The organism is Phenylobacterium sp. (assembly GCF_030693625.1).
GTDB lineage: Bacteria > Pseudomonadota > Alphaproteobacteria > Caulobacterales > Caulobacteraceae > Phenylobacterium > Phenylobacterium ferrooxidans.
The window spans coordinates 43,899-67,426 of record NZ_JAUYAF010000031.1 but is presented as its reverse complement, the minus strand read 5'-3'; the positions used below and the strand labels follow the sequence as shown (position 1 = coordinate 67,426).

At 67.0% G+C, this 23,528-nt stretch carries 21 protein-coding genes; 7 read left to right on the top strand and 14 right to left on the bottom strand.

The window, feature by feature from the left end; translation table 11 throughout:
• Positions 1 to 263: 263 nt before the first annotated feature.
• Both Q8N10_RS07050 and Q8N10_RS07045 read right to left on the bottom strand, forming a co-directional pair.
• A complete protein-coding gene (locus Q8N10_RS07050; protein ID WP_304777884.1) occupies positions 264 to 857 on the bottom strand; it encodes an NUDIX hydrolase in 594 nt (197 codons plus the stop codon).
• 32 nt (positions 858 to 889) lie between these two features.
• A complete protein-coding gene (locus Q8N10_RS07045; protein ID WP_304777882.1) occupies positions 890 to 1,399 on the bottom strand; it encodes a GrpB family protein in 510 nt (169 codons plus the stop codon).
• A gap of 221 nt (positions 1,400 to 1,620) precedes the next feature.
• Between Q8N10_RS07045 and Q8N10_RS07040 the strand changes: the two genes are divergently transcribed.
• Together Q8N10_RS07040 and Q8N10_RS07035 are read left to right on the top strand one after the other, a co-directional pair.
• Positions 1,621 to 3,087 carry a phospholipase D-like domain-containing protein gene (locus Q8N10_RS07040; RefSeq protein ID WP_304777880.1) on the top strand — a complete coding sequence of 489 codons (1,467 nt, stop codon included), beginning with the start codon at positions 1,621 to 1,623 and terminating at the stop codon, positions 3,085 to 3,087.
• A 393-nt stretch (positions 3,088 to 3,480) separates the two neighbouring features.
• Positions 3,481 to 4,146 (top strand): Fic family protein, encoded by a 666-nt coding sequence (locus Q8N10_RS07035; protein ID WP_304777879.1) that lies wholly within the window; start codon positions 3,481 to 3,483, stop codon positions 4,144 to 4,146.
• Between the two features lie 42 nt (positions 4,147 to 4,188).
• Here the strand turns inward: Q8N10_RS07035 and Q8N10_RS07030 are convergent, their stop codons facing one another.
• Both Q8N10_RS07030 and Q8N10_RS07025 read right to left on the bottom strand, forming a co-directional pair.
• Positions 4,189 to 4,866, bottom strand: coding sequence for a hypothetical protein (locus Q8N10_RS07030; protein ID WP_304777877.1), 678 nt, complete (start codon positions 4,864 to 4,866; stop codon positions 4,189 to 4,191).
• Positions 4,867 to 4,979: 113 nt separating this feature from the next.
• Positions 4,980 to 5,441 (bottom strand): hypothetical protein, encoded by a 462-nt coding sequence (locus Q8N10_RS07025; protein ID WP_304777875.1) that lies wholly within the window; start codon positions 5,439 to 5,441, stop codon positions 4,980 to 4,982.
• A 560-nt stretch (positions 5,442 to 6,001) separates the two neighbouring features.
• On the opposite strand from Q8N10_RS07025, the gene Q8N10_RS07020 reads away from it, so the two are divergent.
• Together Q8N10_RS07020 and Q8N10_RS07015 are read left to right on the top strand one after the other, a co-directional pair.
• A complete protein-coding gene (locus Q8N10_RS07020) occupies positions 6,002 to 7,162 on the top strand; it encodes an FIST signal transduction protein (protein ID WP_304777873.1) in 1,161 nt (386 codons plus the stop codon).
• Entirely contained in the window at positions 7,159 to 8,973 is a 1,815-nt protein-coding gene (locus Q8N10_RS07015; protein ID WP_304777871.1) for an ATP-binding protein, read from the top strand. Before Q8N10_RS07020 ends, Q8N10_RS07015 begins: the two co-directional genes overlap by 4 nt.
• A gap of 262 nt (positions 8,974 to 9,235) precedes the next feature.
• On the opposite strand, the gene Q8N10_RS07010 is transcribed toward Q8N10_RS07015, so the two are convergent.
• Both Q8N10_RS07010 and nhaR read right to left on the bottom strand, forming a co-directional pair.
• Positions 9,236 to 10,009: an SDR family NAD(P)-dependent oxidoreductase gene (locus Q8N10_RS07010; protein WP_304777869.1), complete on the bottom strand. Its 774-nt coding sequence runs from the start codon at positions 10,007 to 10,009 to the stop codon at positions 9,236 to 9,238.
• 76 nt (positions 10,010 to 10,085) lie between these two features.
• The gene (nhaR, locus tag Q8N10_RS07005; protein WP_304777866.1) at positions 10,086 to 10,979 is read right to left on the bottom strand and encodes a transcriptional activator NhaR; all 894 of its coding nucleotides are present in this window, start codon (positions 10,977 to 10,979) and stop codon (positions 10,086 to 10,088) included.
• 176 nt (positions 10,980 to 11,155) lie between these two features.
• Between nhaR and Q8N10_RS07000 the strand changes: the two genes are divergently transcribed.
• Positions 11,156 to 12,004, top strand: a complete 849-nt coding sequence (locus Q8N10_RS07000; RefSeq protein ID WP_304777864.1) for a universal stress protein — start codon at positions 11,156 to 11,158, stop codon at positions 12,002 to 12,004.
• Between the two features lie 328 nt (positions 12,005 to 12,332).
• Here Q8N10_RS07000 and Q8N10_RS06995 read toward each other — a convergent pair whose 3' ends face one another.
• Complete coding sequence (locus tag Q8N10_RS06995; protein WP_304777862.1) at positions 12,333 to 12,899, bottom strand: YbjN domain-containing protein; 567 nt, start codon at positions 12,897 to 12,899, stop codon at positions 12,333 to 12,335.
• 24 nt (positions 12,900 to 12,923) lie between these two features.
• Between Q8N10_RS06995 and Q8N10_RS06990 the strand changes: the two genes are divergently transcribed.
• Together Q8N10_RS06990 and Q8N10_RS06985 are read left to right on the top strand one after the other, a co-directional pair.
• Positions 12,924 to 13,046, top strand: coding sequence for a hypothetical protein (locus tag Q8N10_RS06990; protein ID WP_304777860.1), 123 nt, complete (start codon positions 12,924 to 12,926; stop codon positions 13,044 to 13,046).
• Between the two features lie 150 nt (positions 13,047 to 13,196).
• The gene (locus Q8N10_RS06985) at positions 13,197 to 15,329 is read left to right on the top strand and encodes a TonB-dependent siderophore receptor (protein WP_304777858.1); all 2,133 of its coding nucleotides are present in this window, start codon (positions 13,197 to 13,199) and stop codon (positions 15,327 to 15,329) included.
• A 62-nt stretch (positions 15,330 to 15,391) separates the two neighbouring features.
• Here Q8N10_RS06985 and Q8N10_RS06980 read toward each other — a convergent pair whose 3' ends face one another.
• The 7 genes from Q8N10_RS06980 to murC all read right to left on the bottom strand — a co-directional run bounded on the left by Q8N10_RS06980 (position 15,392) and on the right by murC (position 23,528).
• Positions 15,392 to 17,512: a protoglobin domain-containing protein gene (locus Q8N10_RS06980; protein WP_304777856.1), complete on the bottom strand. Its 2,121-nt coding sequence runs from the start codon at positions 17,510 to 17,512 to the stop codon at positions 15,392 to 15,394.
• A gap of 302 nt (positions 17,513 to 17,814) precedes the next feature.
• Entirely contained in the window at positions 17,815 to 18,603 is a 789-nt protein-coding gene (locus tag Q8N10_RS06975) for an alpha/beta fold hydrolase (protein WP_304777854.1), read from the bottom strand.
• On the bottom strand, positions 18,600 to 19,559 hold the full coding sequence (locus Q8N10_RS06970) for an aldo/keto reductase (RefSeq protein ID WP_304777852.1): 960 nt from the start codon (positions 19,557 to 19,559) through the stop codon (positions 18,600 to 18,602). The genes Q8N10_RS06975 and Q8N10_RS06970 overlap by 4 nt, the downstream gene beginning before the upstream one ends.
• Entirely contained in the window at positions 19,556 to 20,518 is a 963-nt protein-coding gene (locus Q8N10_RS06965) for a phytanoyl-CoA dioxygenase family protein (protein ID WP_304777850.1), read from the bottom strand. Before Q8N10_RS06965 ends, Q8N10_RS06970 begins: the two co-directional genes overlap by 4 nt.
• Before the next feature lie 150 nt (positions 20,519 to 20,668).
• Entirely contained in the window at positions 20,669 to 21,241 is a 573-nt protein-coding gene (locus tag Q8N10_RS06960; RefSeq protein WP_304777848.1) for a histidine phosphatase family protein, read from the bottom strand.
• On the bottom strand, positions 21,211 to 22,116 hold the full coding sequence (gene murB / locus Q8N10_RS06955) for a UDP-N-acetylmuramate dehydrogenase (RefSeq protein WP_304777846.1): 906 nt from the start codon (positions 22,114 to 22,116) through the stop codon (positions 21,211 to 21,213). Before murB ends, Q8N10_RS06960 begins: the two co-directional genes overlap by 31 nt.
• Positions 22,113 to 23,528: a UDP-N-acetylmuramate--L-alanine ligase gene (gene murC / locus Q8N10_RS06950; protein ID WP_304777844.1), complete on the bottom strand. Its 1,416-nt coding sequence runs from the start codon at positions 23,526 to 23,528 to the stop codon at positions 22,113 to 22,115. The genes murB and murC overlap by 4 nt, the downstream gene beginning before the upstream one ends.

The following is a 23,528-nucleotide window of genomic DNA, read 5'->3' as shown; positions in this document are numbered from 1 at the left end:
CCTTCCAGCGATCCCAGATCTCAGCCCGCTGGGCCGCCGAGTAGTAGATCCTCTTTCGCTGCTTCATCGACCACGCTCCATCTCCCAAGGAAAGTTAGCGTGTTGCGGTCACCGGTTGAGCCCACCACCCTTCGCGGGCGTCGGGAAGGTCTGGTTGGGTGCGAGCTCTGGAACGGCTGCTTGTAGCGACCACGCCAAGGCCCGGTCACGATCCTAAGCTGACGGTCAACGGCCCGCTTCCGTCTGAGACGTGCTGACCGCTCCTAAGATCCTGCCCGCGCCGTCCGTCTGGCCGACAGGGCCGCAGCGAGGATCGCCCGGTGGCGATCGGTGACGGCGCCGAACGCCGCCTTCGTCGACATCAGCCGCGAGCGCACCTTGCCCTGCGTCGGGTCGAGGGCTCGCCGATCGTAGCGGGTGGCCTCAGCGAGATAGATGACGTTCGCGAAGTCGCACCAGTCGCTTGGGGGCGTGGGGCCTGGATGTTGGAAGTGCAGGACCGCGAACGGCCGAAGTTCGCCCACATGCCATCCGCACTCCTCCAGGAGTTCGCGCCGCACCGTGGTTTCCTGACTTTCGCCCGGCTCGCGGCGGCCTCCGGGCATGACGTGGCGCGTGCCGTCGGACTCGCTCACCACAACGACTCGCGGGCCTCTGAACACCACGGCTCGAACCGCCGAAACCAGGATGTCCGGCACGGGCATGGCGGCGGCGTAACACCGCGATCGCAGCCGTCCTTGCGTCCGCTGCACCTCATGGTCGAAGAAAGGCTCGTGGGCGGCGAGCACTGACGCGAACGCGGCGGCAGCCTCGGCCTGGCTCAGAGGAGCGGCTGCTGAGCCTGCATCGATGGGCATGTCTGCTGAGGCCCCCTGACGGACGCTCCGCGTCACCGCGCAATTCCGATCTGCGCCAGGACGCCGGTGATGAAGGGGCGCTTGCGCGCGAGATACTCCCCGATCCCGGCGACGTTTTCGCGCTCCAGTCTGAGCTTGAGGTCTTCGTATCTCCGTCGATCGGCCTCGCTGACGCGAAGGTGGTCCCTGAAACCCAGCATCTCGGTGATGCTCGGGTGTCCGGCGGTGCAAAGGTGGACCTTGTGGGTCCTGACGCCGTCCGCGTCCCGCTTGAAGAAGCGGTGTCCGGGAGACAGATCGCCGCCGCGGCTGAAGCCAAGCGTCCCGAGGCTGTCGAGCCAGCTATCTGGCGTCTCTGACGTCCTCACGATGGCGAGGATGTCGATCTCGGGCTTGGCTGCGAGCAGGGGCACGGCGGTGCTGCCGACGTGGTGGATCTCCACGAGACTTGGCTCGAGGATCGGAGCGAGCTGGCCTGCGGCTTGGGCATAGCCTTGCGGCCAGCGCGGATCGTAGGCCGTGATCGAACTGGTCAGCGCCATGGGAGGCCCAGTGTATCCCGGCAAGTTCCCCTGACCACCCTTGGCGGACGATGCCGACGGAGCCTCAAGCTTCGCTTTGCGTTGAGGCAGGCGCGGACGGTCTGTGCGCGGAAATTTTGGTCAAATTTGCGGGCTCGGCCGCAAGCCGTCACGGGAGACTACGCGTGTTGTTGAAGCCTGGAACCACCTGCTGGCGTACGGAGACAACCCCCCGAGCCGCGGTGTTCGTCGACGTCGAGGACTATTTTTCAGCGGTGATGTCGGCGATCTCCAAGGCCACCCGCTCAGTGCATGTGCTGGGATGGGCCTTCCACCCCATGACCGCCTTCGAGCCTCAGCTCGACGGCGCCGAGGCCGACAATAGCCGCATCGCTGAATTCTTGAAGGCCGTGGCCCTCAAGCGCCCTGAACTCGACATCAGAATCCTTTGCTGGAAGGCGGCACTCCCGATCGCGGTGACCCAGGATTTCTATCCTCAGCGCGCGGCCAGGGCGTTTCGGGGCACGACCATCCGCTACCACCTCGACGGCAGGCTGCCGGTGGGCGCCAGCCATCACCAAAAGGTGGTTGTGGTGGATGACGCGGTCGCCTTCTGTGGTGGCTGCGATTTCGGTCCGGATCGATGGGATACCTGCGATCACGAGGACGATAACCTTCGCCGGGCCGCCAAGCCGGGCGCACCGCCCTGTTTCGATCCCCGCCATGAGGTCATGAGCGCGGTCGATGGACGCGCTGCAGGCGCCCTGGGCGAACTCTTTCGAGATCGGTGGTTTCGAGCGACGGACGAACGCCTGCCGCGACCGGACGTCCACCCTGAAACCGATCCCTGGCCTGAAGGTGTCGTCCCACAATTCCGAGACGTTCGGGTCGGCATCTCCCGGGCGGCGTCGGCCTGGCGGAAGGAGCCTCAGGTGCGTGAAATCGAAGCCCTCTACCTGGCTTCGATCGCGGCGGCGAAGTCGTGCATCTACCTTGAGAACCAGTATTTCACGTCCTCTGTCATCGCCGAGGCGCTCGCCCAGAGGCTCGCCGAGCCTGACGGTCCAGAGGTTGTCCTTGTCTCAACCGAGCACGCGCCGAGCTACTTTGACCAGATGACAATGGACCGGACCCGGTCGTTCTTCATCAAGCGGCTGATGGCCGCCGATGAACATGGGCGCTTGCGCATTTACAGCCCGGTCACGACCCTTGGTCGAACCATCATCGTCCATGCCAAACTCGCCATCATTGACGACGTCCTGCTGCGGATTGGATCGGCCAACGTCAACAACCGCTCCCTTGGTCTCGACACCGAATGTGATCTGTCGATCGAGCCCATGGGGTCAAACCGCACACAATCGCGCGCCGCGATCCGCGCGGTGCGCACCCGGCTGATTTCACACTGGCTGGGCTGCGGCGACACCGATTTTGACGAGACCGTCCGGATCTCCGGCGGCGTTGGTCCTGCAATCGAACGGCTCCGCGCCGAGGGGCGCTGCCGGCTTCGCCCTATCCCAGCCATGCCGTTAAAGCCGTTAGCCACACTGGTGGCGACCTTCCACATCGGCGACCCGGTGGGCCCCAGAGACTCATGGCGCCCTTGGCGGCGGCGCGCTGCGGTCAGGGCGGAGCTCAAGACCGTCGTTGCGGCGTTGAAGAAGGCCCAGCTCGCCAGGACAAAGGCGAGACTTGGCAAAAAGGCGGTTTGACCTCTGCTGGCTGCGAGCATCGCCATTTGTTCGCGCGATAGCGCGCCGGCAAGACGATGCGGCCAGTCTGTCGATGGCGTTGGGCGCACTCACACGCGCCACGATCCCTGAAATCACCGCCGTCTGATGGGTGACGACCCAAGGCGGACGTCGGGCGTTACGGTGACGAGACCGGAAGCCGCAGAGGTTCAGGTTCCGGGGTTCAGCACAGAGGTTCCTCGCCTCCCACGCCTCCATCGACGACACCTTCAGTCTGCAACCTCATCTGATCCGCAGCCCCCCCTCGCCTATCCGGACTGAGGCCCATCAGGCGTGGGCGGCCGCGTTGCAAAGGGGCGGGACTGCACTACCATTCGACTCTGGTGCGATGGCGGGGAAGGGCGCGGCGGTCCGTTGGGTAGAGTCAGCAACTGGGAACTGGCGGACGGCGAGCTGGCCCGCGGGATTGAGGCGCTGAACCTGGTGGGGCTGAGGAGCTTGCTAGTCGCCCTCGTCGTCTCATCCCTGGGGCGCAAGGCCGGAGGCGGCGCCCTGCCCCCCATGCCCGACGAGGCCGCGCTGTGCGCCCTGCATCGCGCCGCGACGGTGTTCCTGCTGGAGCACCCGGGCGCCTATCGCCAGTCGAATGTGAAGCTGCGGCAGGCGGGGGGCGGCCTGTTCCGGCCGCCGCCCTGGAACGCGGTCCCGGGGCTGATGGCGGCGTTCTTCGTCGAGCTGGAGCGGATCTGGACGCAGGGCGACGCCCTGGATGTCGCGGCCTACGCCCTGTGGCGCATCACCTGGATCCACCCCTTCCGCGACGGCAATGGGCGCACGGCCTTCGCCTTCGCCTATGGCTGCCTGTGCCTGAAGCTCGGCGCCCTTCTGCCCCAAACCGGGACCGTGCTGGACCAGATGCTGGCCGACCCGGCGCAGTGCAACGGGCCGCTGGGGGCGGCGGACACCTCGGTCGGGGGCGACGCTGACGTGGCGCCGGACCTCACGCTCCTGAAGCGCTTCTACGACCAGTTGCTGTTGCGACAGATCCGGGCCGCCGAGGGGCTGGCGGCGACGCCCTGACGCCGCCAGGGGTGACTTGGGGGGCTCGCCAGCCGCCGTGCGTCACCCCCGTGATCGGATCGGCCCGCCCTTGGCCGCCCTGCGGACCACAGCCCGGGGCGTGGCGATACAGGCGAAGGCGCCCTTGCGCAGGATGACGCTACCGGTGCTCAACCTGCAGTTGGTCAGCACGCGCTGCGCGGCCGGACCGAGAGCGGGGACTTTCAGGCCTCTGACCGGCGCCGCCTTGGCAGGGCGCCAGCAGCCCAGCGCGCGCGCCTTGACACTGAACATGATCGCGCCGCCACGGGTCAGGCACCCGGCGCTTGGGGCCCCGGGTCGATACATACTGATCCTGAGCCCGTTGGCGTGAGGAGGACCCCAATGGTTCGGGATATTGTCCACATCGACTTCATTTTGGAAGTCGTACCACTGCTCCAGGATAAATTGGTCGAACGGCAGGTAGTCGAAGTGGAAGACGTCAGACTGATCTCCATCGCCGGAGCCGCAATCCATCCCGGTGTAGTCGTCGCACCCCCCATCGTCCTCGCCCTGGGTGCTTTGGGCCAGGCGGAAGCTCCCGGCGTTCCGGGCGTCGGCCTCGAGGGACGACGAGGCCGGGCTCGCCGCGGCTGAAAAGGCGTCCTGGCGGAACTGATCGGCGCTTCTTTCGGTGACGGCCGCGGCGGAGGGGCCGGCGGCGATGAAGGCGAGGGCGGCGGCCAGGCCGACGAAATCCATGCCTGGACGCGGGGCGACGGGAGGGGCTGGGTTTGCTGGCTTACGCGTCATCTCTTGGCCTCAGGCGAGTGGGGTGTGCGGATCCGGTGACCTGGTGGTCCTCGGGAAAGGTCCTATTCCGGCGCCAGCATCTTTTCCTTGGCGATACGGCTCGGCGCCTTCACCGCGCGGTCAAGGCACATCTTGCGGCCCTTGAAGGTGGTGAACATGCCGGCGGGGACGGTGACGTTGTAATTGGCCGAGGCGTTGCCGCCCGGCGCCATCTGGTTGGTGATCTGCAGGGTGTAGACGCCGGGAGAGACCGCGAGGGTCACGGGGTTGGAACCTCCCGCCGGCATCGGAAGATGCTGGGCGACGCCGGTGGTGTTGGGCGTGAAGTGGTAGACCAGGGATTGGCCGTAGAAGTTGTAGGTGGCGTTGTTCAAGGTCACCATCACCGTCGCCGCCGTGCCGTCCGGCAGGATCTTGCACTTGGCCGCGACCTTGGTGGCGATGATCAGGGGGGCGGCGGTGGCCGCGGCGGGGAGACCCACGAGCATCGCCCCTGCGATCGCCGCTACAAATCCATAGCGCATGGTGGTCAGGGCTCCTTGGCCGTTCAATGGTTGAAGGGGACGGCGCCCCATATGCGAGGGGCAGCCGACCCGAATGCGAAGTCAAAGAACAATGTTGTCGCGGCATCATGCGCACGGGTGGTGTTGATCAGTAAGGCGCGCCCTCGACACTCAGGGAGCCGCCCGCATTCACCGTCCCATGATCCTGGAGGGGTGCTGTCAGTCCAAAGGCGTCTTCTCCGGTTTGGCGAAATTCGCCCAATATGGACCTGGCTTTAGCCCATGACGGCGCTCCACTCAGACAGGGCGGCCGAGCGTCGTTCGCAGTAGGAGTCTCGGCTGGATCACCACCCATCGGTTGAGACGCCACACCCTCTCTAGTCAGGGGCGGCCCTACGCAGACCTAGCCTGCCCCTCAGGTCTTGCCCGGTGTCTACAGGCGCGCGGGGCCCCCTGTGCGCCTCAGATCCGGCGCAGCATCCTCGACCAGTTTGGGGAACCTTGGGTTGTCGGAACCGTTTGAACGAGGCCGATGCTCATGGTGAACCCGTCGGGTTTGGGTCGGCCTCGGGGCATCGACGATGAAGACTGCGGCAGCATCCACCGACGCCCTCGACGCGCGGGAGGCGGGAAGCCTCCTCGCGGCCGAGATACAGCAGGGTTTGGGCCGGAAGCCGCAAGCCATCATGATATTCGCCGCCCCCTCGTACGATCACGGGGCGCTTCTGGATGAGCTTGCGTCCCAGTGTCCGGAGGCCATCTTGGTCGGGGCATCATCGGCGGGTGAATTTGTGAACCAGACGCAGGGCGAAGGTCTGGTGTGCGCCTTGGGCTTGGCCGGCGAGGATGTACGTTTTGCCCTAGGCGTCGCACGCGATATCACCGCCGACACTTGCGACGCGGCGCGCCAGATCGTGTCCGGCTTCAGCGGGCTTTCCGACTTCACCTTCCCGCATCGTTCGGCTCTTGTGTTGGCGGACGCGTTGGCCGGCCATGCCGATGTGCTGGTTGACGAGCTGACTCTCGCCACGGGCGGCCAGTACCAATTCTTCGGCGGCGGCGCAGGAGACAACGCACAGTTCCAGCGCACCTCCGTCTTCGCCGGGCGCGAAGTGCTGACTGGCGCGGCGGTCGCCCTGGAGATCCTGACTGAAAAGCCCATTGGTGTCGGTGTCCGCCACGGGTGGGCCCCGGCGTCGGCTCCGTTCCGTGTGACCGAGGCGGATGGGATGAGGCTCGTCAGTCTTAACGGCTTGCCGGCGGCAGAGGCCTTCGAAGCTCACGCCGTGGCAACGGATCAGACGCTGGACCGAGGAGCGCCAATACCGTTCTTCCTCCACAATATTCTGGGCATTGACGCGGGAGGCGCCCACCGACTTCGCGTGCCGCTCGCCATTCTCCCGGACGGGTCGGTGCAATGTGCGGCGGAGATCCCGCAGGGGTCTGTCATCCATATTATGCGCGCATCTGCGGCGTCGGCTGTCGAAGCCGCTCAGGAGGCGACGCGGGCGGCGGTGGCGGCTTTAGGGGATCACAAGCCGCAGGCCGCCCTCTTCTTCGACTGCGTGGCGACCCGACTTCGGATGGGCGATCAGTTCGGCGAAGAGGTTCAGATCGTTCGTGACCAGCTTGCTGGCGCGGACCTGGTCGGCTGCAACACCCACGGCCAGATCGCCCGAGCCGAAGGACAGTTCGAGGGGTTCCACAACTGCACGGCCGTCGTCGCTGTCTTGCCTGAGTGATCTCTGCGCGCAAACAAGACCTGGGCCAGCTCATTTCGGCGCTCGCCGAAAGACAGGCGCGCGCGGCCCAAGCGGTCGTGGTCGCCAGAGGGGTCGGCGCTCAAGACCTCGTCATCCTGTTGCGCGACCCAGAGCTGGACATCGTTCGTCCTGCCCCCGGATTTCCGCAAACACTGGCCGGGGGGCCAACTTGGGCGGAACTGCTCTCCCGGTGTGAACAGCCTGGCATTTTCCGAACCACCGTCGCCCACCCGGACGTTACGCATTTGAAGCCCGCCGACGTCTGGGTCGGTCATGACGGCACGGTGCTGCTGCTCGTCGGCGGGGAGCCGAATGTGCCCGTCGAGGACCTCGCTGAAGCCTCCGGGCTGCTTATTGCCCTGCTGCGGTCTGAGGCCCGTGAAGACGCTGCGGTCGCCAAGGCGCGCTCGGAAGGCGACGTGACCCGACGCGCCACGGCACTGGCGGCATCCCTCGATCAGGCTCGGGCGCTGCTCGCCGGCAACGCCCATGCCCTGCAGGCCGCTCTGTCGGAGGCGGCACGTCTCAATCGTGAGCTATCGCTGCTGAACGAGACTCTGGAGCAGCGAGTTCGCGAAGAAATTGCAGAGCGGATGAAGGCTGAGGACGCCCTTCGCCAGGCGCAGAAGATGGAAGCTATCGGTCAGCTGACCGGCGGCGTCGCCCATGACTTTAACAACCTGCTGACCGTGATTATCGGCGGGCTCGACAATATGGCTCGCCACCTCGATGCGGGAACGGTCGCCCGGGACGACGCCCGCCTCCGCCGAGCCCTGGAAATGGCCACCCATTCCGCTGAACGGGCCGCGACGCTTACCGCCCGCCTCCTGGCCTTCTCCCGCCGGCAGGCCCTCAATCCGGAGCCTCTACGCCCCGATCGCCTTATCCAGGGCCTCGGCGAACTGCTGCAGCGGTCGCTTGGCGAGCACATCCGTCTTGAACTGGTCGGCGCACCTGGTCTTTGGCCGGCGCTGGCCGATCCCAACGAGCTGGAGCAGGCGCTTCTCAACCTCGCTGTGAACGCGCGGGACGCTATGGCTGCAGGCGGCGCTCTCACGATTGAGACGCAGAATGTCTTCCTGGATGAAGCCTACCTCTCCACGGTTCCGGAGCCGGTATCACCAGGCCAATATGTAATGATCGCGGTCTCCGACACCGGGCACGGCATGGACCGAGACACGCTGTCTCGCGTGTTCGAACCCTTCTTCACCACGAAGGAGACCGGCAAGGGGACTGGGTTGGGCCTGAGCCAAGTTTACGGGTTTGTGCGCCAGTCTGGTGGGCATATTCGGGTGTACAGCGAACTCGAGCAGGGCACGACGGCGAAGCTTTACCTGCCACGCTTCCATGGGGAAGTCGCTGCACCCGTGGCCGCAGCGCCCCGTCCTGACATCTCTCTCCTGCGCGGAACCGAGACCGTGCTCCTTGTCGAGGATGACGACGGCGTACGCGCCTACTCAAGCGGTGTCTTGAGAGAATTGGGCTACAATGTCATCGAGGCGTCCGACGCCGCCAGCGGCCTCGCGGCTCTGAGCCACCACCCTCAAATAGACCTGTTGTTTACTGACGTCGTGCTTCCAGGCGGCCTGCACGGTCACAAGCTGGCGGAGGAAGTGCGCATACAACGGCCGAGCGTCCGCGTCCTCTTCACCAGCGGCTACACGCGCAACGCAATCGTCCACAACGGGCGCCTCGACCCGGGCGTGCAACTGATCACCAAGCCGTTCAGCTACGAAGAACTTGCCGTGCGCGTGAGGCGGGTCCTAGACTCCGGGCCGCAGGTGAATTGATGCGCCTGCGTACCTGAAGCAGCGCCCAGGCTGTTATTGCCCCCTCGCGGATGTCGGAAGCTTCCGGTTCGGTGCGGGCTTGGAAATGGCGGCTTGTGGCGACTAGGCCAAGGTCCACTGTCGACCCCCTTGGCGACATTCCGACCGTCCGCCTTGGCCTGCGGACCTCGAGGACAGGAGCCCGTCCCCAGACGCGCCAAGGTGAAGACCTGCTCAAGCGCAGGGGTGTTCACGAGACGCCTCAGGCGGCGCCTCCCCGTCCCTACCGCGTCTGGCCGCCGTCCACGGGGACCACGGCGCCGGTGACGAAGCTGGCCAGCGGGCTCATCAGGAAGGCGGCGACGGCGCCGATCTCGGCGGGCGTGCCGAAGCGCTGCAGGGGCACCTCGCGGTCGATCCAGCGTTTCCAGGCCGCGGCGCGGGGGCCGTTGGCGCGATTCTCCCAGTCACCGCCGGGGAAGATGATGTTGCCGGGCGCGATGGCGTTGACCCGCACGCCGCTGGCGCCGGCGATGCGGGCCAGCTCCTTGGTCAGGTGGTTCATGGCCGCCTTGGAGGTCCCGTAGGTCAGAGGGGTTCCCAGGGCGCCGAGGCCGGCGATGGAGCTGATCAGCAGCACCGACCCCTCGCCGCGCGGCGTCATCCGCCGCAGCGCCGCCCGCGAGAGGCGCCAGGCGGAGTCCACGTTCTGGCGCAACCCGGCGTCCCAGGTCTCGTCGTCCACCTCGATGCCGGGGGGACAGGGGTGCAGGCCGACATTGGCCACGGCGCCGAAGATCGGGCCGAACGCGTCCTCGGCGCGGGCCACGGCGGCCTCTATGACCGCGGTGTCGCGCATGTCGCCGCTGATGGCCAGCAGGCGGTCCTGGCCGTGGATCGCCGCCAGGCGGGCGCGGGTGGCCTCCAGCTCGTCGGCGCCGCGCGCGGTGATCACCAGCCGGGCGCCGTCGGCCAGGCAGGCCTCGACGATGCCGAGCCCGATGCCGCGGCTGCCGCCGGCGATGAAGATGACCTTGCCGTCCAGTCCGAGATTCATGTCGCGGGGTTCCTTGTCGCGGGGTTCGGGGTCGCGCGGCGGATCGTGACCTGGGGGAGCCTGCGCGCCGAACCCATCACGAGTGATGTCCAGCCTTCGCAGCCTTGCTGATCGCCGCAACGCCAGGGTGGATCAGTTTGCGCTCAATCGAGATGGCGTAATAGACCGCCGAGACGTTCTCGGCGCGGCCAATCATCTCCGCCCCGTACTGCTGCAGCATCTCGTCGGCCAGGATCGCCGGGGCGGGGAACACGCCGGCACCCCCCTTGCCGAACGCCTTCATCAGCGCGGGGTCGTCGAACTCGCCGACGATGCTCGGCTCGATCTGATGCTCGGTGAACCAGCGCGTGAGCGTCCCCCGGATCGTGGCGCTGTCGCTTGGGATCAGCATGGGCGCGCCGTCCAGGGACCGCGGAAAGCCCTCCCGATAGCGCGCCGCCAGCACGGGCACGGCATAGAAGGCGATGGGCGCGCGCCCGAGAGAATGGTTGTAGCCCTTCACGCCCGATTCCGAGGGCAGCGGCCGGTCGGCGATCACCACGTCGATCTTGTGAAGCGCGAGTTCCGCAAACAGCGGTTCCAGCTTGTCCTCCCGGCAGATCAGACGCACGCGATCTGCGCTGCCCAGCGCCGGCGCCAGCAGCCGATAGGCGATTGACTTGGGAACCACATCGGCCACCCCCACCCGAAACAGCAGGTCGCCGCCGCCCGCGGGGTTGCGAATGGCCTCTTCCAGTTCTCTCCCGATCTGGAAAATCTCGTCGGCGTAGGAAAGGGTCAGCCGCCCCGCCGTGGTCAGTTCCAATCGCCGGCCGGTGCGGCGGAACAGCTCTGTTCCGAGCGCATCCTCCAGGGTTCGGATCTGCGCGCTGATGGTCTGGGGCGCGAGGCGCGACTGCTCGGCGGCGCGCGCGATGCTGCCCGCCTTCGCGACCCGCAAGAAGTAGTGCAGCTGCTTGTAGTTCAACAAGACCAGCCCTCCCATCCGCAGCTTTTTTCGATCAAAGCGCCGTTAATTAGCTGATTTTTTGGATCATCAATCAAGCGCATTATCCGCCGCGCACCCAGGATCGTGTCGGCGGATATCGCAGACCCGGAACCGATGGGGCGCATGCGAAACCGAAGACCGATCGAGGAGACAGGCGAATGGCGATCCGGGATGTCCAGCTGCAACTGTGCAGCTATCCCACACCGACCTCGGTGGCGGCGATCGAGCAGGCGATGGACCTTGCCGCGGCGCTGGGCGCGCGCATCTCGGCCCTGACCTTCAAGATCGAGCTTCCGACCACCAGCAACATGCTGGCGAACACGCTGCTGGAAATCCCGTCGATGATCGCGGCCGAGCGCCAGAAGAGTGCGGCGAACGCCCAGACCCTGGTCAGCATGTTCGAGAGCATCGCCCTGAAGCGTGGCGTTGCGCACGAGCAGTTCATCGAGACCTGCCCGACGTCGCAGATGGGGGCCATCCTGACGGAACACGCCCGGATGCGAGATCTGACGATGATCCCGATCGGCGAGCAGGCGACGGTCCAGCAGTATGTCGCCGAGAGCGTGATCTTCGGCTCGGGGCGACCGGTGATCATCTTCCCGGAAGCGCCCAAGCGCCGCAGTTCCACGCCCCTCGATGTCGTCGCGGTGGCCTGGGACTTCAGCCGGCCCGCGGCCCGCGCGGTGGCCGATGCGCTGCCGATCCTGCAGGCCGCCAAGACCGTGAGGGTGGTGACGATCACGAAGGAGAAGAAGATCGACACCCGGCGCTCCGCCGCCGAGCTCGCCAAGCATCTCGCCTGTCACGGCGTCGAGGTCGTGCTTGACGAGGAAGACGCCGCCGGGCGCACGATCGGCCAAGCTCTCGAGGCCTACCTGGACGCGCGTGCGATCGATCTGCTGGTCATGGGCGCCTACGGGCACTCCCGCATGCGCGATTTCGTCCTGGGCGGCGCGACAAAGGCCATCGTCGGAGACCCGCCCCTGCCCGTGTTCCTGTCACACTGAGCGCCCGCGAGACTCGAATTCATTCTTGCGAGACACCGCGTTTCCGGTGTCGTTCTTCAGGGACACACGCCTCGGGCCCAGCGGCGCGTGGATTAGGCGACCGTGGCCCCCGCCTCAGGCGTCACCACCTGCCGTCCGCTCCGCCAGGCCTCGACGGCTTCCTGGCCGTCGTTGACCACCACGGGATCGAGCCCGCCTGCTGCAGCATCGTCTGAATGACGATCTGGTTCACGGGATTGTCCTCGGCGACAAGAATGCGAAGGGCGCCAAGATCGTCGAATTCGGGATTCCGGTGCTCTGGGTTCGACTGAGAGCCCGCCGGTGGGAACTAAAATTTATCCATGAGACCGGCGGCGTCTCGCGAGAAGAATTCGAAATTCTTGATGAACAATGCCTCTGACGCGCCGCCCTCATCCAGAAGCAGATGACGGTACATGGCGATCTTATTATCGATCATAATCGTATGGGAGAATACTTCTTCAGAATTCCACGTATTATTAAGCGTTTCGCAGCGCTTAACTTCTTTATCGCAATCCCAAAACGCTAAGAACTCTAGCTGAGTGCAGGATTTTTTGTTGTTGCAACTAAGGAATGCGATCCGAATATCGTTTCCCTCGGACGCTGTCTCAACCCAGGCGTCGCCGTCTTTATCTGTCGTTAGCTTGGCCTTGTATCCGCTGTTTTGAAGGGCGGCGACGACGGTATCAGGATCGGAAGCGGTCACCGGGGCCGCGATGGCTGTGGAGCAGGCGAACAAGGCAGCAAGCGCGGCCGCACCAAAGAGAGACTTACGAGCCAAGCCAACCATTTCGCCCCCCAGGCAATCTGGCTGCACCATAGGTGGAGGAGGCTGGCAAAGCAAAGCGGGCTCGTCTGCCAGACGTGTCAGAGTCACCGTCCCAATAGGAGCCTCCTGCCGATGTGCAACGAGTACCCGGGGCGGGTGAAGCGGGGCCAGTACGACGACGCCTTCCTGCAAATCAACATGCCCCTCACCTGGACCGACCCAGAGCCCATCCGTCACCCCGATCGGCCCTTTTAAGCCGACCAGGTAATTCCCCGGCGTTCGGTGGCGCCATCGGAGGGGGCGCCAGCTCCATTGGAGATTTTGCGAACGGTTCTCATTGCCAAGGCTGAGGTGATCGCCTAAGAACGCCTCGCATTTGCAGTATCATCTTTAAAGAGGCCCCTCGTGAACGCTCGTCGGAACGCCGCCCTTGTCGCCCTCGCGCCGCTTATGCTCGCTCTGGCCAGCCATGAGGCGCGGGCGGCCGACGCCGACGCCGAGGTGGCCGGCGTGACGGTGACCGCGCCCCGCGACGACGCCTATCGGGCCATGAGCACGACCACGGCCACCAAGACCGACACGCCGCTCCGCGACGTGCCGCAGGCTATGACGGTCATCACGGACGAGCTGATCCGCGACCAGGCGATGCAGACGATGGCCGACGTCGTTCGCTACGTGCCTGGCGTCACCATGGGCCAGGGCGAGGGCCATCGCGACGCGCCGACGATCCGGGGAAATTCGACGACCGCCGACTTTTTCGTCAATGGCGTGCGGGATGACGTCCAGTACTTTCGCGACCTTTACAATGTCGAGCGGGTCGAGGTCCTGAAGGGCCCCAACGCCATGATCTTCGGCCGGGGCGGCGGCGGCGGGGTGATCAACCGCGTCACCAAGATGGCCGACTGGTCCGATGAGCGCTCGCTCGCCGTGGCGCTCGGGTCATGGGATCATCGTCGCCTTACCGTGGATGTCGCCCATCCCATCGACGACGCCTTCGCCGTCCGCCTGGTCGGCCTCCACGAGCGCTCGGAGAGCTTCCGCGACTTCACCAACATCGAGCGCTGGGGGTTCAACCCCTCCGTCGCGTGGCGCAACGGCGCGGGCCTCACCGTTTCGCTGTCCTACGAGCACTTCGAGGACGACCGCACGACCGACCGCGGCGTTCCCGCCTTCGCCGGCCGTCCGTCGCCCGCGCCGCGGGGGGCCTTTTTCGGCGATCCCGAGCGCAGCTACGCCACCACCAAGGTCGACCTCGTGAACCTGGGCGTGGAATACCAGGTCACCGATAGCCTGGTGGTGCGCAACCGCACCGTGTATGGCGACTACGACAAGTTCTACGCCAACATCTTCCCCGCCGGAGCGGCTGTGGCGGTCGGCGGCGCCGCCTCCACCTATCCGCTGCAGGCCTACCAGAACGACAGCCCGCGGGAGAACCTGTTCAACCAGACCGACCTGGTGTGGAGGACCGCGCTGGGCGGCCTGCAGCACACATTCCTCGCGGGGGCCGAGTTCGGCCTGCAGAAGACTTCCAATCTCCGGCGCACCGGCCACTTCAACACGGTGACCGGCCCGACCACCCTGGCCGGCAACCCCTTCACCGACCCCACCCGACGCGGCCTGCCCATCTTCTTCACCACCACCGGCGGCGACGCCGACAACCGGGTCAAGGCCACGGTGGCGGCGGCCTATGTCCAGGACCAGATCGAGCTGACGCCCCAGCTGCAGCTGATCGCGGGCCTGCGCTTCGACAGCTTCGAGGTGGACTTCTCCGACCTCCGCGCGTCGGTGACCGGCCGGCGCGACTTCTCGCGACAGGACGACCTCTGGTCGCCGCGTCTGGGGCTGGTGTTCAAGCCGATCGAACCGGTGTCGCTCTACGCCAGCTACAGCGTGTCCTATCTGCCGAGCTCGGGCGATCAGTTCGCCTCGCTCAACGCCACCAGCGAGACCCTGGAGCCCGAGGCGTTCGAGAACCGCGAAGTGGGCCTGAAGTGGGAGGTGACGCCTGATCTGCTCTTCACGGCGGCGCTCTACCGCCTCGACCGGGAGAACACGAGCGCGCCCGATCCGACCCGCCCGGGCCAGGTGGTCCTCACCGGGTCCCAGCGCACCGATGGTTTCGAGGCCGGCCTCGCAGGCCGCCTCACCGAGCACTGGCAGGTGGTTGGCGGCTACGCCTGGCAGGACGCCAAGATCACCAGCACCACCTCGGCCGCCCCGGCCGGGCGGGAGGTCCCGTTGGCGCCCGAGCACACCTTCTCGCTGTGGAACAAGTACGACTTCAGCGATCGGTTCGGCGCAGGCCTGGGGATCGTCCACCAGACGAAGATGTTCGCCTCGGTCTCCAACACCGTGACCCTGCCCGGTTTCACCCGTGTCGATGCGGCGGTGTTCGTGCGGCTGACGGAGGCGCTGCGAGCCCAGGTCAACATCGAGAACCTGTTCGACCAGCGCTACTTTCCCACCAGCCATGGCGACAACAACATCATGCCGGGCGCGCCGCGCGCCGTGCGGGTGTCGTTGAACGCCAGCTTCTGAGGCCCCCTTCGGCCGTTATCGGACAATGCTCTAGCTTCAAGCAGTTAGACCCATTTGTCCGATCAGGTTGATTCAGTCTGATCCGGAAGGGTCGAGCCGGCGACCTGCGCCTCGTCCAGCGCCGCCTCCATGGCGAGGAACAGCTTGGCTGCGTCGATCGGCTTGCCGACCAGCCCATCCATGCCGGCCGCTCTGTAGGCGGCCAGATGATCGGCCATCACATTGGCGGTCAGGGCGAGGATGGGAGTCCGGGGGGCGCCGCGCCCGGCCTCTTCCTGGCGAATGACGCGGGTCGCGGTCAGCCCGTCCATGACCGGCATCTGGGCGTCCATGAGGATCAGGTCCCAATTCGCCGTCCGCCAGGCCTCGACGGCTTCCTGGCCGTCATTGACCACCACGGGATCGAGCCCCGCCTGCTGCAGCATCGTCTGAATGACGATCTGGTTCACGGGATTGTCCTCGGCGACCAGGATGCGGAGAGCGCCGGGATCGTCGAATGCCGCTTCGGCCGCCGCCGCCGCGGGGGCCGGTCGCTGGGCCTCCGACCGGGCCAGGGGCAGGCTGACGGTGAAGGTCGAACCGACGCCTTCCTCGCTCTCGATGACGATATCCCCGCCCATCAGGCGTGCGAGCTCCCGGGAAATCGCCAGGCCCAGGCCCGTGCCCCCGAACCGCCGGGTGATCGAGGGGTCGGCCTGGGTGAACTTCTGGAACAGGTCGCCGATCTTGCTGGCCGCGATCCCGATCCCCGTGTCCCGCACGGCGAAGCGCAATTGACCGTCGCAGTTCGACAGCACCAGGGCGACCAGCCCGTGGGACGTGAACTTCAGGGCGTTGGAGGCCAGGTTGGTGACGATCTGGCGCACACGCGTCGGGTCCCCCTTGAAGATTCCCTCGGCCTCCGGCGCGATCTCCAGGGTTACGGCGACGTCCTTCCCGGCGGCCATGGCCTGGAGGTTGGCGAAGACGGCGCGGGCAATCTCGGCGAGGTCGACCTCCCCCGCCTCGATGGTCAGTTTTCCAGCCTCGATCTTGGAGATGTCCAGCAGGTCGTTGAGCAGGCTCAGCAGCAGCTCGCCCGACTGCAGGATGACCTGCACCTGCCCATGCTGCCGCTCGGTGAGGTCCTCCTTGGCCAGCACCTGTCCCATGCCCAGGATGCCGTTGAGCGGGGTTCGGATCTCGTGACTCATGGTGGCCAGGAAGATCGACTTGGCCAGGTTGGCGGCCTCGGCCTCTTCCTTGGCCTGAAGCAGGGCCTGCTCGGCGGCCTTCCGGGGGGTGATGTCCTGAAGGGCGCCGATCAGATGGAGGGGGCGGCCATCCGGGTCGGTGATCAGCTTGTTGGCGGCGGAGACCCAGACTTCCTTGTCGTCGGCGCGGACCACCCGGTATTCGGGGTGGAAGGGCGCCCCGGCCTCAATGTGGCGTCGCCACGCCTTTTCGACACGGGGTCGATCTCGAGGATCGATGGCCGAATAGATGTCCCGCTGGAGCTCGTCGTAGGTCTTCGGCGTGGTGAAGAAGGTGTCCTCGGCCCCGGCCTTGATCAGTTCACGCCGCATATAATCCATCTCGTAGACATGGACATCGGCGATCTCCAGGGCGAGCTCCAGCCGTTGCTCCGAGCGTCGGGTGCGTTCCAGCGCGGCCTGGACCTCGATGAAGGCCGCCGCCTCGACCTGCGCCCGCGCCTGTTCGCTGGCCTCCAGATAGGCGGCGACGGAGAGGTCGATGTCGAGCAGGACCGACTTGATCAGGGCCCCTATGGCCGTCCGGGTGGACATGGCCTCGGCCGGGCGCGTCGTATCCTCAGGGAGGATGGCCGCGACGAGATGCTGCAGCATCGTGGCGTAGCCGCCGATGTACCAGCTGGGGTTCAGGCCGATCCGGGCATGGGCCTGCCCGATCTGCTGCGCGGCGCCGGCGAACCCGTCGTCGAACTGGGCCTCGAAGATGCGCTCCCAATGCGCCCGCTGGCGGGTCTTGACCCCGGAGAGGGTGGCGGTGTCCGGAAAGAACCGCGCGGTCTCGGGGAAGGCGAGGATCTGTTCGTAGAGGGCGTCCAGGGCGACCGGAATGGCCCCTCGCATGAGCGGGCGAAGCTCTTGCAGGGCCGTGACGTCGCGGGCCTCGAGCCTGATGAAGTCGAGGCGCTGGCGCATATTGTCGTGCAATTTCATCGCCGTTCCCCCTGGACCTCCACCGTGGCCATCCCCCGCTTCAACCAAGATCCAGGCAGGTTAACCGGTCCTTAGCCGCACCCGCCTTGCGCCGACATATGTCGACTCCGCGTCACATGGTCACGAGCGCGACGCGGTATCCCGGCGGTTCGGCCCTCTGAGGTTGCGGCGCGGTGGCGCTGGGGCCTTGCGGGAAAACCCGTTCGGAACCCCAAGATCGGCGGCGCGGAACCCGGCAGCTGAAGGGCGTCGCCTGTGTTGCGCCGGGCTTGGCGCGTGCTGTGCTCAAGCGGGGCGCGAGGTCAGCCCACAGGGCCCAGAAAGTCGCGAACCGCCGCAAGATAGTCCGGGAAGTTTTCCCGGCGGGTGTTGTGGCCTGCGCCCGGGACCAGGACCGTGGTGATATTGGGATTGAGGGCGCGGGCCTCAGCGGCGATCTGCGGTGTGACCAGGCCGCCGTGGACGCTGTCGCCGTGGATCAGCAGGATCGGGGCGGTGATCTGGGTGAGGATCTCCTGCCAGGGCGTGGCGTAGACCGGCATGGCTTGCGGATCGGTCTGATGTTTGGCCACCGCCCAGGCCGGGAAGTCGTCGTCGTGCCACAGGGGCGACTGCGCCCTGCCCATGGCGATCAGCTCGGCCAAGGACATGGCCTGGAACGTCTCCACCTGCTCCCGGAACCGTACGGCCCGGCGGTCGGCCTGGGCCCGGTCGATGAGCGGCAGGAAGGGCGGGTCTTCCAGCACGACCTTCGACACCCGGCCAGGATGGGCGTTGGCATAGGCCGCCGTGGCCCGGGCGCCCACCGAATGGCCCATGACGATGGGCCGGACCAGGCCGAGCTGTTCGATCGCCTCAGCGATGTCCTGCGCCGGGTCATGGTCGCCCGCCCGCGAACTTTGGCCATGGCCCCGAGCGTCCAGCATGATGATGTCGAACTCGGGCGCCAGGGCCTGCGCCAACCTTCGCCAGCACAGGCCGTTGTCCGTCAGGCCGTGGGACAGGACCAGGGCCGGCCCCTCCCCGCCCGTGCGGTGATAGGCCAGATGGCCGCCGGAGACCTCGACCCGCCCGGACGCCCAGGCGCTCACCAGGCGTAGGCCTCGGGCGCCGGACCGACGGGTGGGAAGATGGCGTCGATCTTCGCCAGCAGGTCGGCGCCGAGCTCGATGTCAGGCGCGTGCAGGATCGAGGTCAGCTGCTCAAGGCCGCCCGGTCCGATGATCGTCGAGGTCAGGCCCGGCTGATGCAGCAGCCAGGCCAGGGCCACCGCGCTTTGGGATTGCCCCAGCTCCGCGCAGAGATCGGCGAACCGAGACAGCTGATCGGCGCGCGCCGCAGCCGCGCGTTTCATGTCGTCGCTCTGGCGGCGGCCGGCTTCCGCCGGGGTCTTCCCAGCCAGCAATCCTCCAGCCAGGGGGCTCCAGGCGATGAGCCCGAGGCCGTAAGCCTGGCAGGCCGGGAGGACCTCCATCTCGGCGCGGCGTTCGATCAGGTTGTAGAGGCTCTGTTCCGACACCAGGCCCAGGCGGGGCTGCGCGCGCTCATTGAGCTGGGCGATCTTCCAGCCGGGGAAGTTGCTGGAGCCGACATAGGTGATCTTGCCCTGGGCGATCAGCCGGTCCATCGCCTGCCAGATCTCCTCGGCCGGCGCGAGGCGGTCGATGTGATGCATCTGGTAGAGGTCGATGTGATCGACCCGCAGGCGCTTCAGGCTGGCGTCGCAGGCCATCTGGATGTGGCGCGCCGACAGGCCCCGGTCATTGACGTCGTCGGACATCGGCTCATGGACCTTGGTGGCCAGGACGATCCGGTCGCGCCGGCTCGGATCCTGGGCCAGCCACCGGCCGAGGATCGTCTCGGTGGTCCCGACCCCCAGGCGACCGCCGTACTGGTTGGCGGTGTCGACGAAGTTGATCCCGGCTTCGACGGCGGCGTCGAGGACGGCGAAGGACTCCGTCTCGGAGGTCCGCGGGCCGAAGTTCATGGTGCCGAGGCAGAGTTCGCTGACCTTCAGCGCCGAGCGGCCGAGCTGGCGATATTTCATGGGGCCCGCAGGGTGGGGCCGGTGACCAGGGTCTCGCTGGAGTCGGCGACGCAGTGGCGGACCAGGCGCTGGGCGTGTTCCGACAGCTTGCGATAGTCCTCGTAGGTGATCCCTGGGACGATCGGCTCGCGGAACCAGGGCGCGTAGAACTCCAGGTTGGGGATGGCCCGCATGCTGTCGGACACATTGGGGGTGCCGCCGTGCCAGGCGCGCACGTCGCGGATCATGATGCCGCCCGCCGGCGCCGGGCAGACCGTGCTCAGCCGCATCCATTCCGGCTCGTCATCCAGGCGGGGAATGCGCACGCGGGAGTTCTGGGTGCCGGGTATCTGCCGCGTCGGCCCGTTCAGCCGGGTGACGTCCTGCGGCAGGAAGTTGACGCAGACATAGGGGCACGGCAAATCGCGAATTGAGATCTGGCCGCACGGGTCGTGATAGGCGCTGAACGGCGTCCGCTCGTCGCTGCGCCAGTCGTTCACGTCGGCGTGGAGGGGCTGGTACTCCACCGCGCCGGGCAGGCAGAAGTCGCCGCTGGCGGCCCGCAGCACATAGTTCGGGCTCTCGAAGATGGCGGTGACGATCTCGGTGACGGCCGGGATATCCAGCAGCATCTGCCACTCCGGCCGGTGCAGCTGGCTGCGGGTCAGGCTGCTGCCGCCGAAGGAATAGCGGTGCGAGCCGCGGTTGCCGGCCCGGTCGCCATCGAGGGCGAGGATTTCCCGGGCCACCGCGTTGCAGCCCTTGGCCAGGAAGTCGGTCTGCTCGCTGGTGAGCACATTGGCGATGACCACGAAGCCGTCGCGGCGGAACAGGTTGACGGCGTGCTCGGTGTCGCCGGGCTCGAGGATATCCAGGCCCTTGATGCCGTTGTGCGCCTCAAGGTGGGCCCGCAGCGCCAGGATCTCCGGGGTGTCCATCTCCCGATGGGTCCAGGCATCAGCCTGCAGGGGCTTGTTCATCGCAGGCATCTCCACCCTGGCCGCCGGCCCGCGACGGGGCCGATCCTCTTGTGGCGCGATCATCGCGGGCGCCGGGCGGCTAGGCAATAGTATGTTTTAATTCCATGCCTGCTCATCCAATGCCGCCAGCAGCAGGGCGCCGCGAAAGGCTCAGGCGTCGATGATCTCGAACGTCCCGTCATGTTCCGAGAGCACCGCGCCAGAGGTGAACCCCAGCCGGCGCCAGAACGGGACCGGGTCGAATCCCAGCTCGGCGCTCAGCCATAGGCTGATGATCCGTCCATGGGCGACCACCACCTTGGTCCCCTCCCCCGCCGCGGCGACCCGTTCCATGGCAGTGGCGAAGCGGGCGCGCGCCACTGCCCCGGCCTCCTCGCCCATGACCAGATGATCGGGGTCGCGCAGCGCGCGTTCTATCAGGGCCTCGATCTCGGCGGGTGAGACGAAGGGATTGCGGTCGGCGCGGTGCTCAGCCAGGTCCTGGTCGGTCCGCACGGCCAGGTTCAGGACCTCGCCCATGGCGGCGGCCGTGTCATGAGCCTTGGGCTCAGGACTGGCGAACAGGAACTGTGGATGGAACCGGGCGAGCTTTCCAGCCAAGCGTGAGGCCGAGGCTCGCCCCTCGTCCGACAGGGCCCACAGGGAGCGCGGCACGTCGGGCACGATGGCCGGCTGGCCGTGCTTGACCAGGATCAGGGCCGGCCGATGCGCTTGATTTCCCATTCCAGCTCGATCCCGGTCTTGGCTTTCACGTCGGCGCGGACGGCTTCGCCCAGGCCCTCGAGGTCGGCGGCGGTGGCCTCGCCGGTATTGATCAGGAAGTTGGCGTGCAGGGGCGAGAACATCGCCCCGCCGAAGGGCTTGCCGCGCCAGCCGGCCTCGTCCACCAGCTTCCAGGAGGAATGGCCCGGCGGGTTCTTGAAGGTGGAGCCACCGGTCTTCTCGCGGATCGGCTGGGTGGTCTCGCGGCGCGCGGTGATCTCCGCCATGCGGGCCTCGACGGCGGCGGGGTCGTCGGGGGTTCCTGCAAACAGGGCGCCGGTGAAGATCAGCCCGCCCTGGGCGGCCTTGGCCGACCTGCGGTAGGAAAAGCCCATCTCAGCGTTGGAAAGGGTCACCCGCTCGCCTGCCCGCGTCACCGCATAGGCCTCCACCAGCACGTCCTTGGTCTCGGCGCCGTAGCAGCCGGCGTTCATCATGACCGCCCCGCCGATGGAGCCCGGGACGCCGCGATAGAACTCCAGACCAGCGATGCCCGCCTTGCCCGCCTCGCGCGCCACCATGGCGTCCAGGGCCGCGGCGCCGGCATAGATGCGGTTGTCGTCGCGCGGTTCGATCCTGCCGAAGCTGCGGCCGGCCAGGCGGATCACCACGCCGTCGACGCCGCCATCGCGCACCAGGGTGTTGGAGCCGACGCCCAGGACGGTCACCGGTACGGCGGGGTCCAGGCCGCGCAGGAAGTCGGCCAAGTCATCCTCGTCCTGCGGCAGGAAGAGGACGTCAGCCGGACCGCCGACCCGGAACCAAGTGAAGGGCGCGAGCGGCTCGTTGGCCAGCAGCTTGCCGCGCACCTTGGGAAGGTTATCGAGCCCGCTCATTTTGCGGACAGCGCCTCAAGCTGCGCCGGCAGGGCGTAGGCCCAGCTGGTGATGTCCCCAGCGCCCAGACAGACCACCAGGTCGCCGGGCTTGGCTTCCTGCGACACCAGTTGCGCGAGCGCGGCCGGGCTCTCCAGGGCCACGGCGCGGCGATGGCCGAAGCGGCGCAGGCCCTGCACCAGGCCGTCGCGGTCGGCGCCCGCGATGGGGCTCTCACCGGCGGTATAGACATCAGACACGATCACCACGTCGGCGTCGTTGAAGCAGCCGCAGAACTCCGGGAACAGGTCGTGCAGGCGCGAATAGCGGTGCGGCTGCACCACCGCGATCACCCGGCCGTTGGTCACCGCGCGGGCCGCCTTCAGCACCGCGGAGATCTCCACCGGATGGTGGCCGTAGTCGTCGATGATGCGGACGCCGCCGACCTCGCCCACGGTCGTGAACCTGCGCCCCACGCCGCCGAAGGTGGTCAGGCCCTGGCGGATGTCGGCCTCCGACACCCCCAGCTCGCGGGCGATGGCCAGGGCGCCCAGCGCATTCATGACATTGTGGTGGCCGGCCATCGGCAGGTGCAGGTCCTCCCAGCGCATGGGCTCGCCGTCACGGGGCGCGATGACGGCGTCGAAGCGCGAGCCGTCGGGACCCATGCTGATCTTCTCGGCGCGCACCTCGGCCTGGGGATTGGTCCCGTAGGCGATCAGGCGGCGGTTCACCACCTTGGCCGCCATGGCCTGGACGTCCGGGTGATCGGTGCAGACGGCGGCGAAGCCGTAGAAGGGCACGGCCTCCACGAAGTCCTGGAAGGCCTTCTTCACGGCGTTGAAGTCGCCGTAATAGTCCAGGTGCTCGGGGTCGATATTGGTGACGATGGCGCAGGTGGACTTCAGCTTCAGGAAGGTGCCGTCGCTCTCGTCGGCCTCCACCACGATCCACTCGCCCTCGCCCACCTTGGCGTTGGTGCCGTAGGCGTTGATGATGCCGCCGTTGACCACGGTGGGGTCCATGCCGCCGGCGTCGAGCAGGGCGGCCACCAGCGAGGTGGTGGTTGTCTTGCCGTGGGTGCCGCCGACGGCCACGGAGAACCGGAGACGGGTCAGCTCGGCCAGCATCTCGCCGCGGTGCACCAGCGGCAGGCGGCGTTCGCGGGCGGCCAGCATCTCGGGGTTATCGGCCTTGATGGCGGTGGAATAGACGATGGCCGACGCGCCCTCGATATTGTCCCCGCCCTGGCCGATGAAGACCTTGATCCCCAGCTTCTCCAGCCGCTCGGTGTTGGCGCTGGCCTTGGCGTCGGAACCCTGCACGCTGTAGCCGATGCGCAGCATGATCTCGGCGATGCCGCTCATGCCGATCCCGCCGATACCGATGAAGTGCACGGGGCCGACGGCGAAGGGGACGGGACGGCGGTTCAT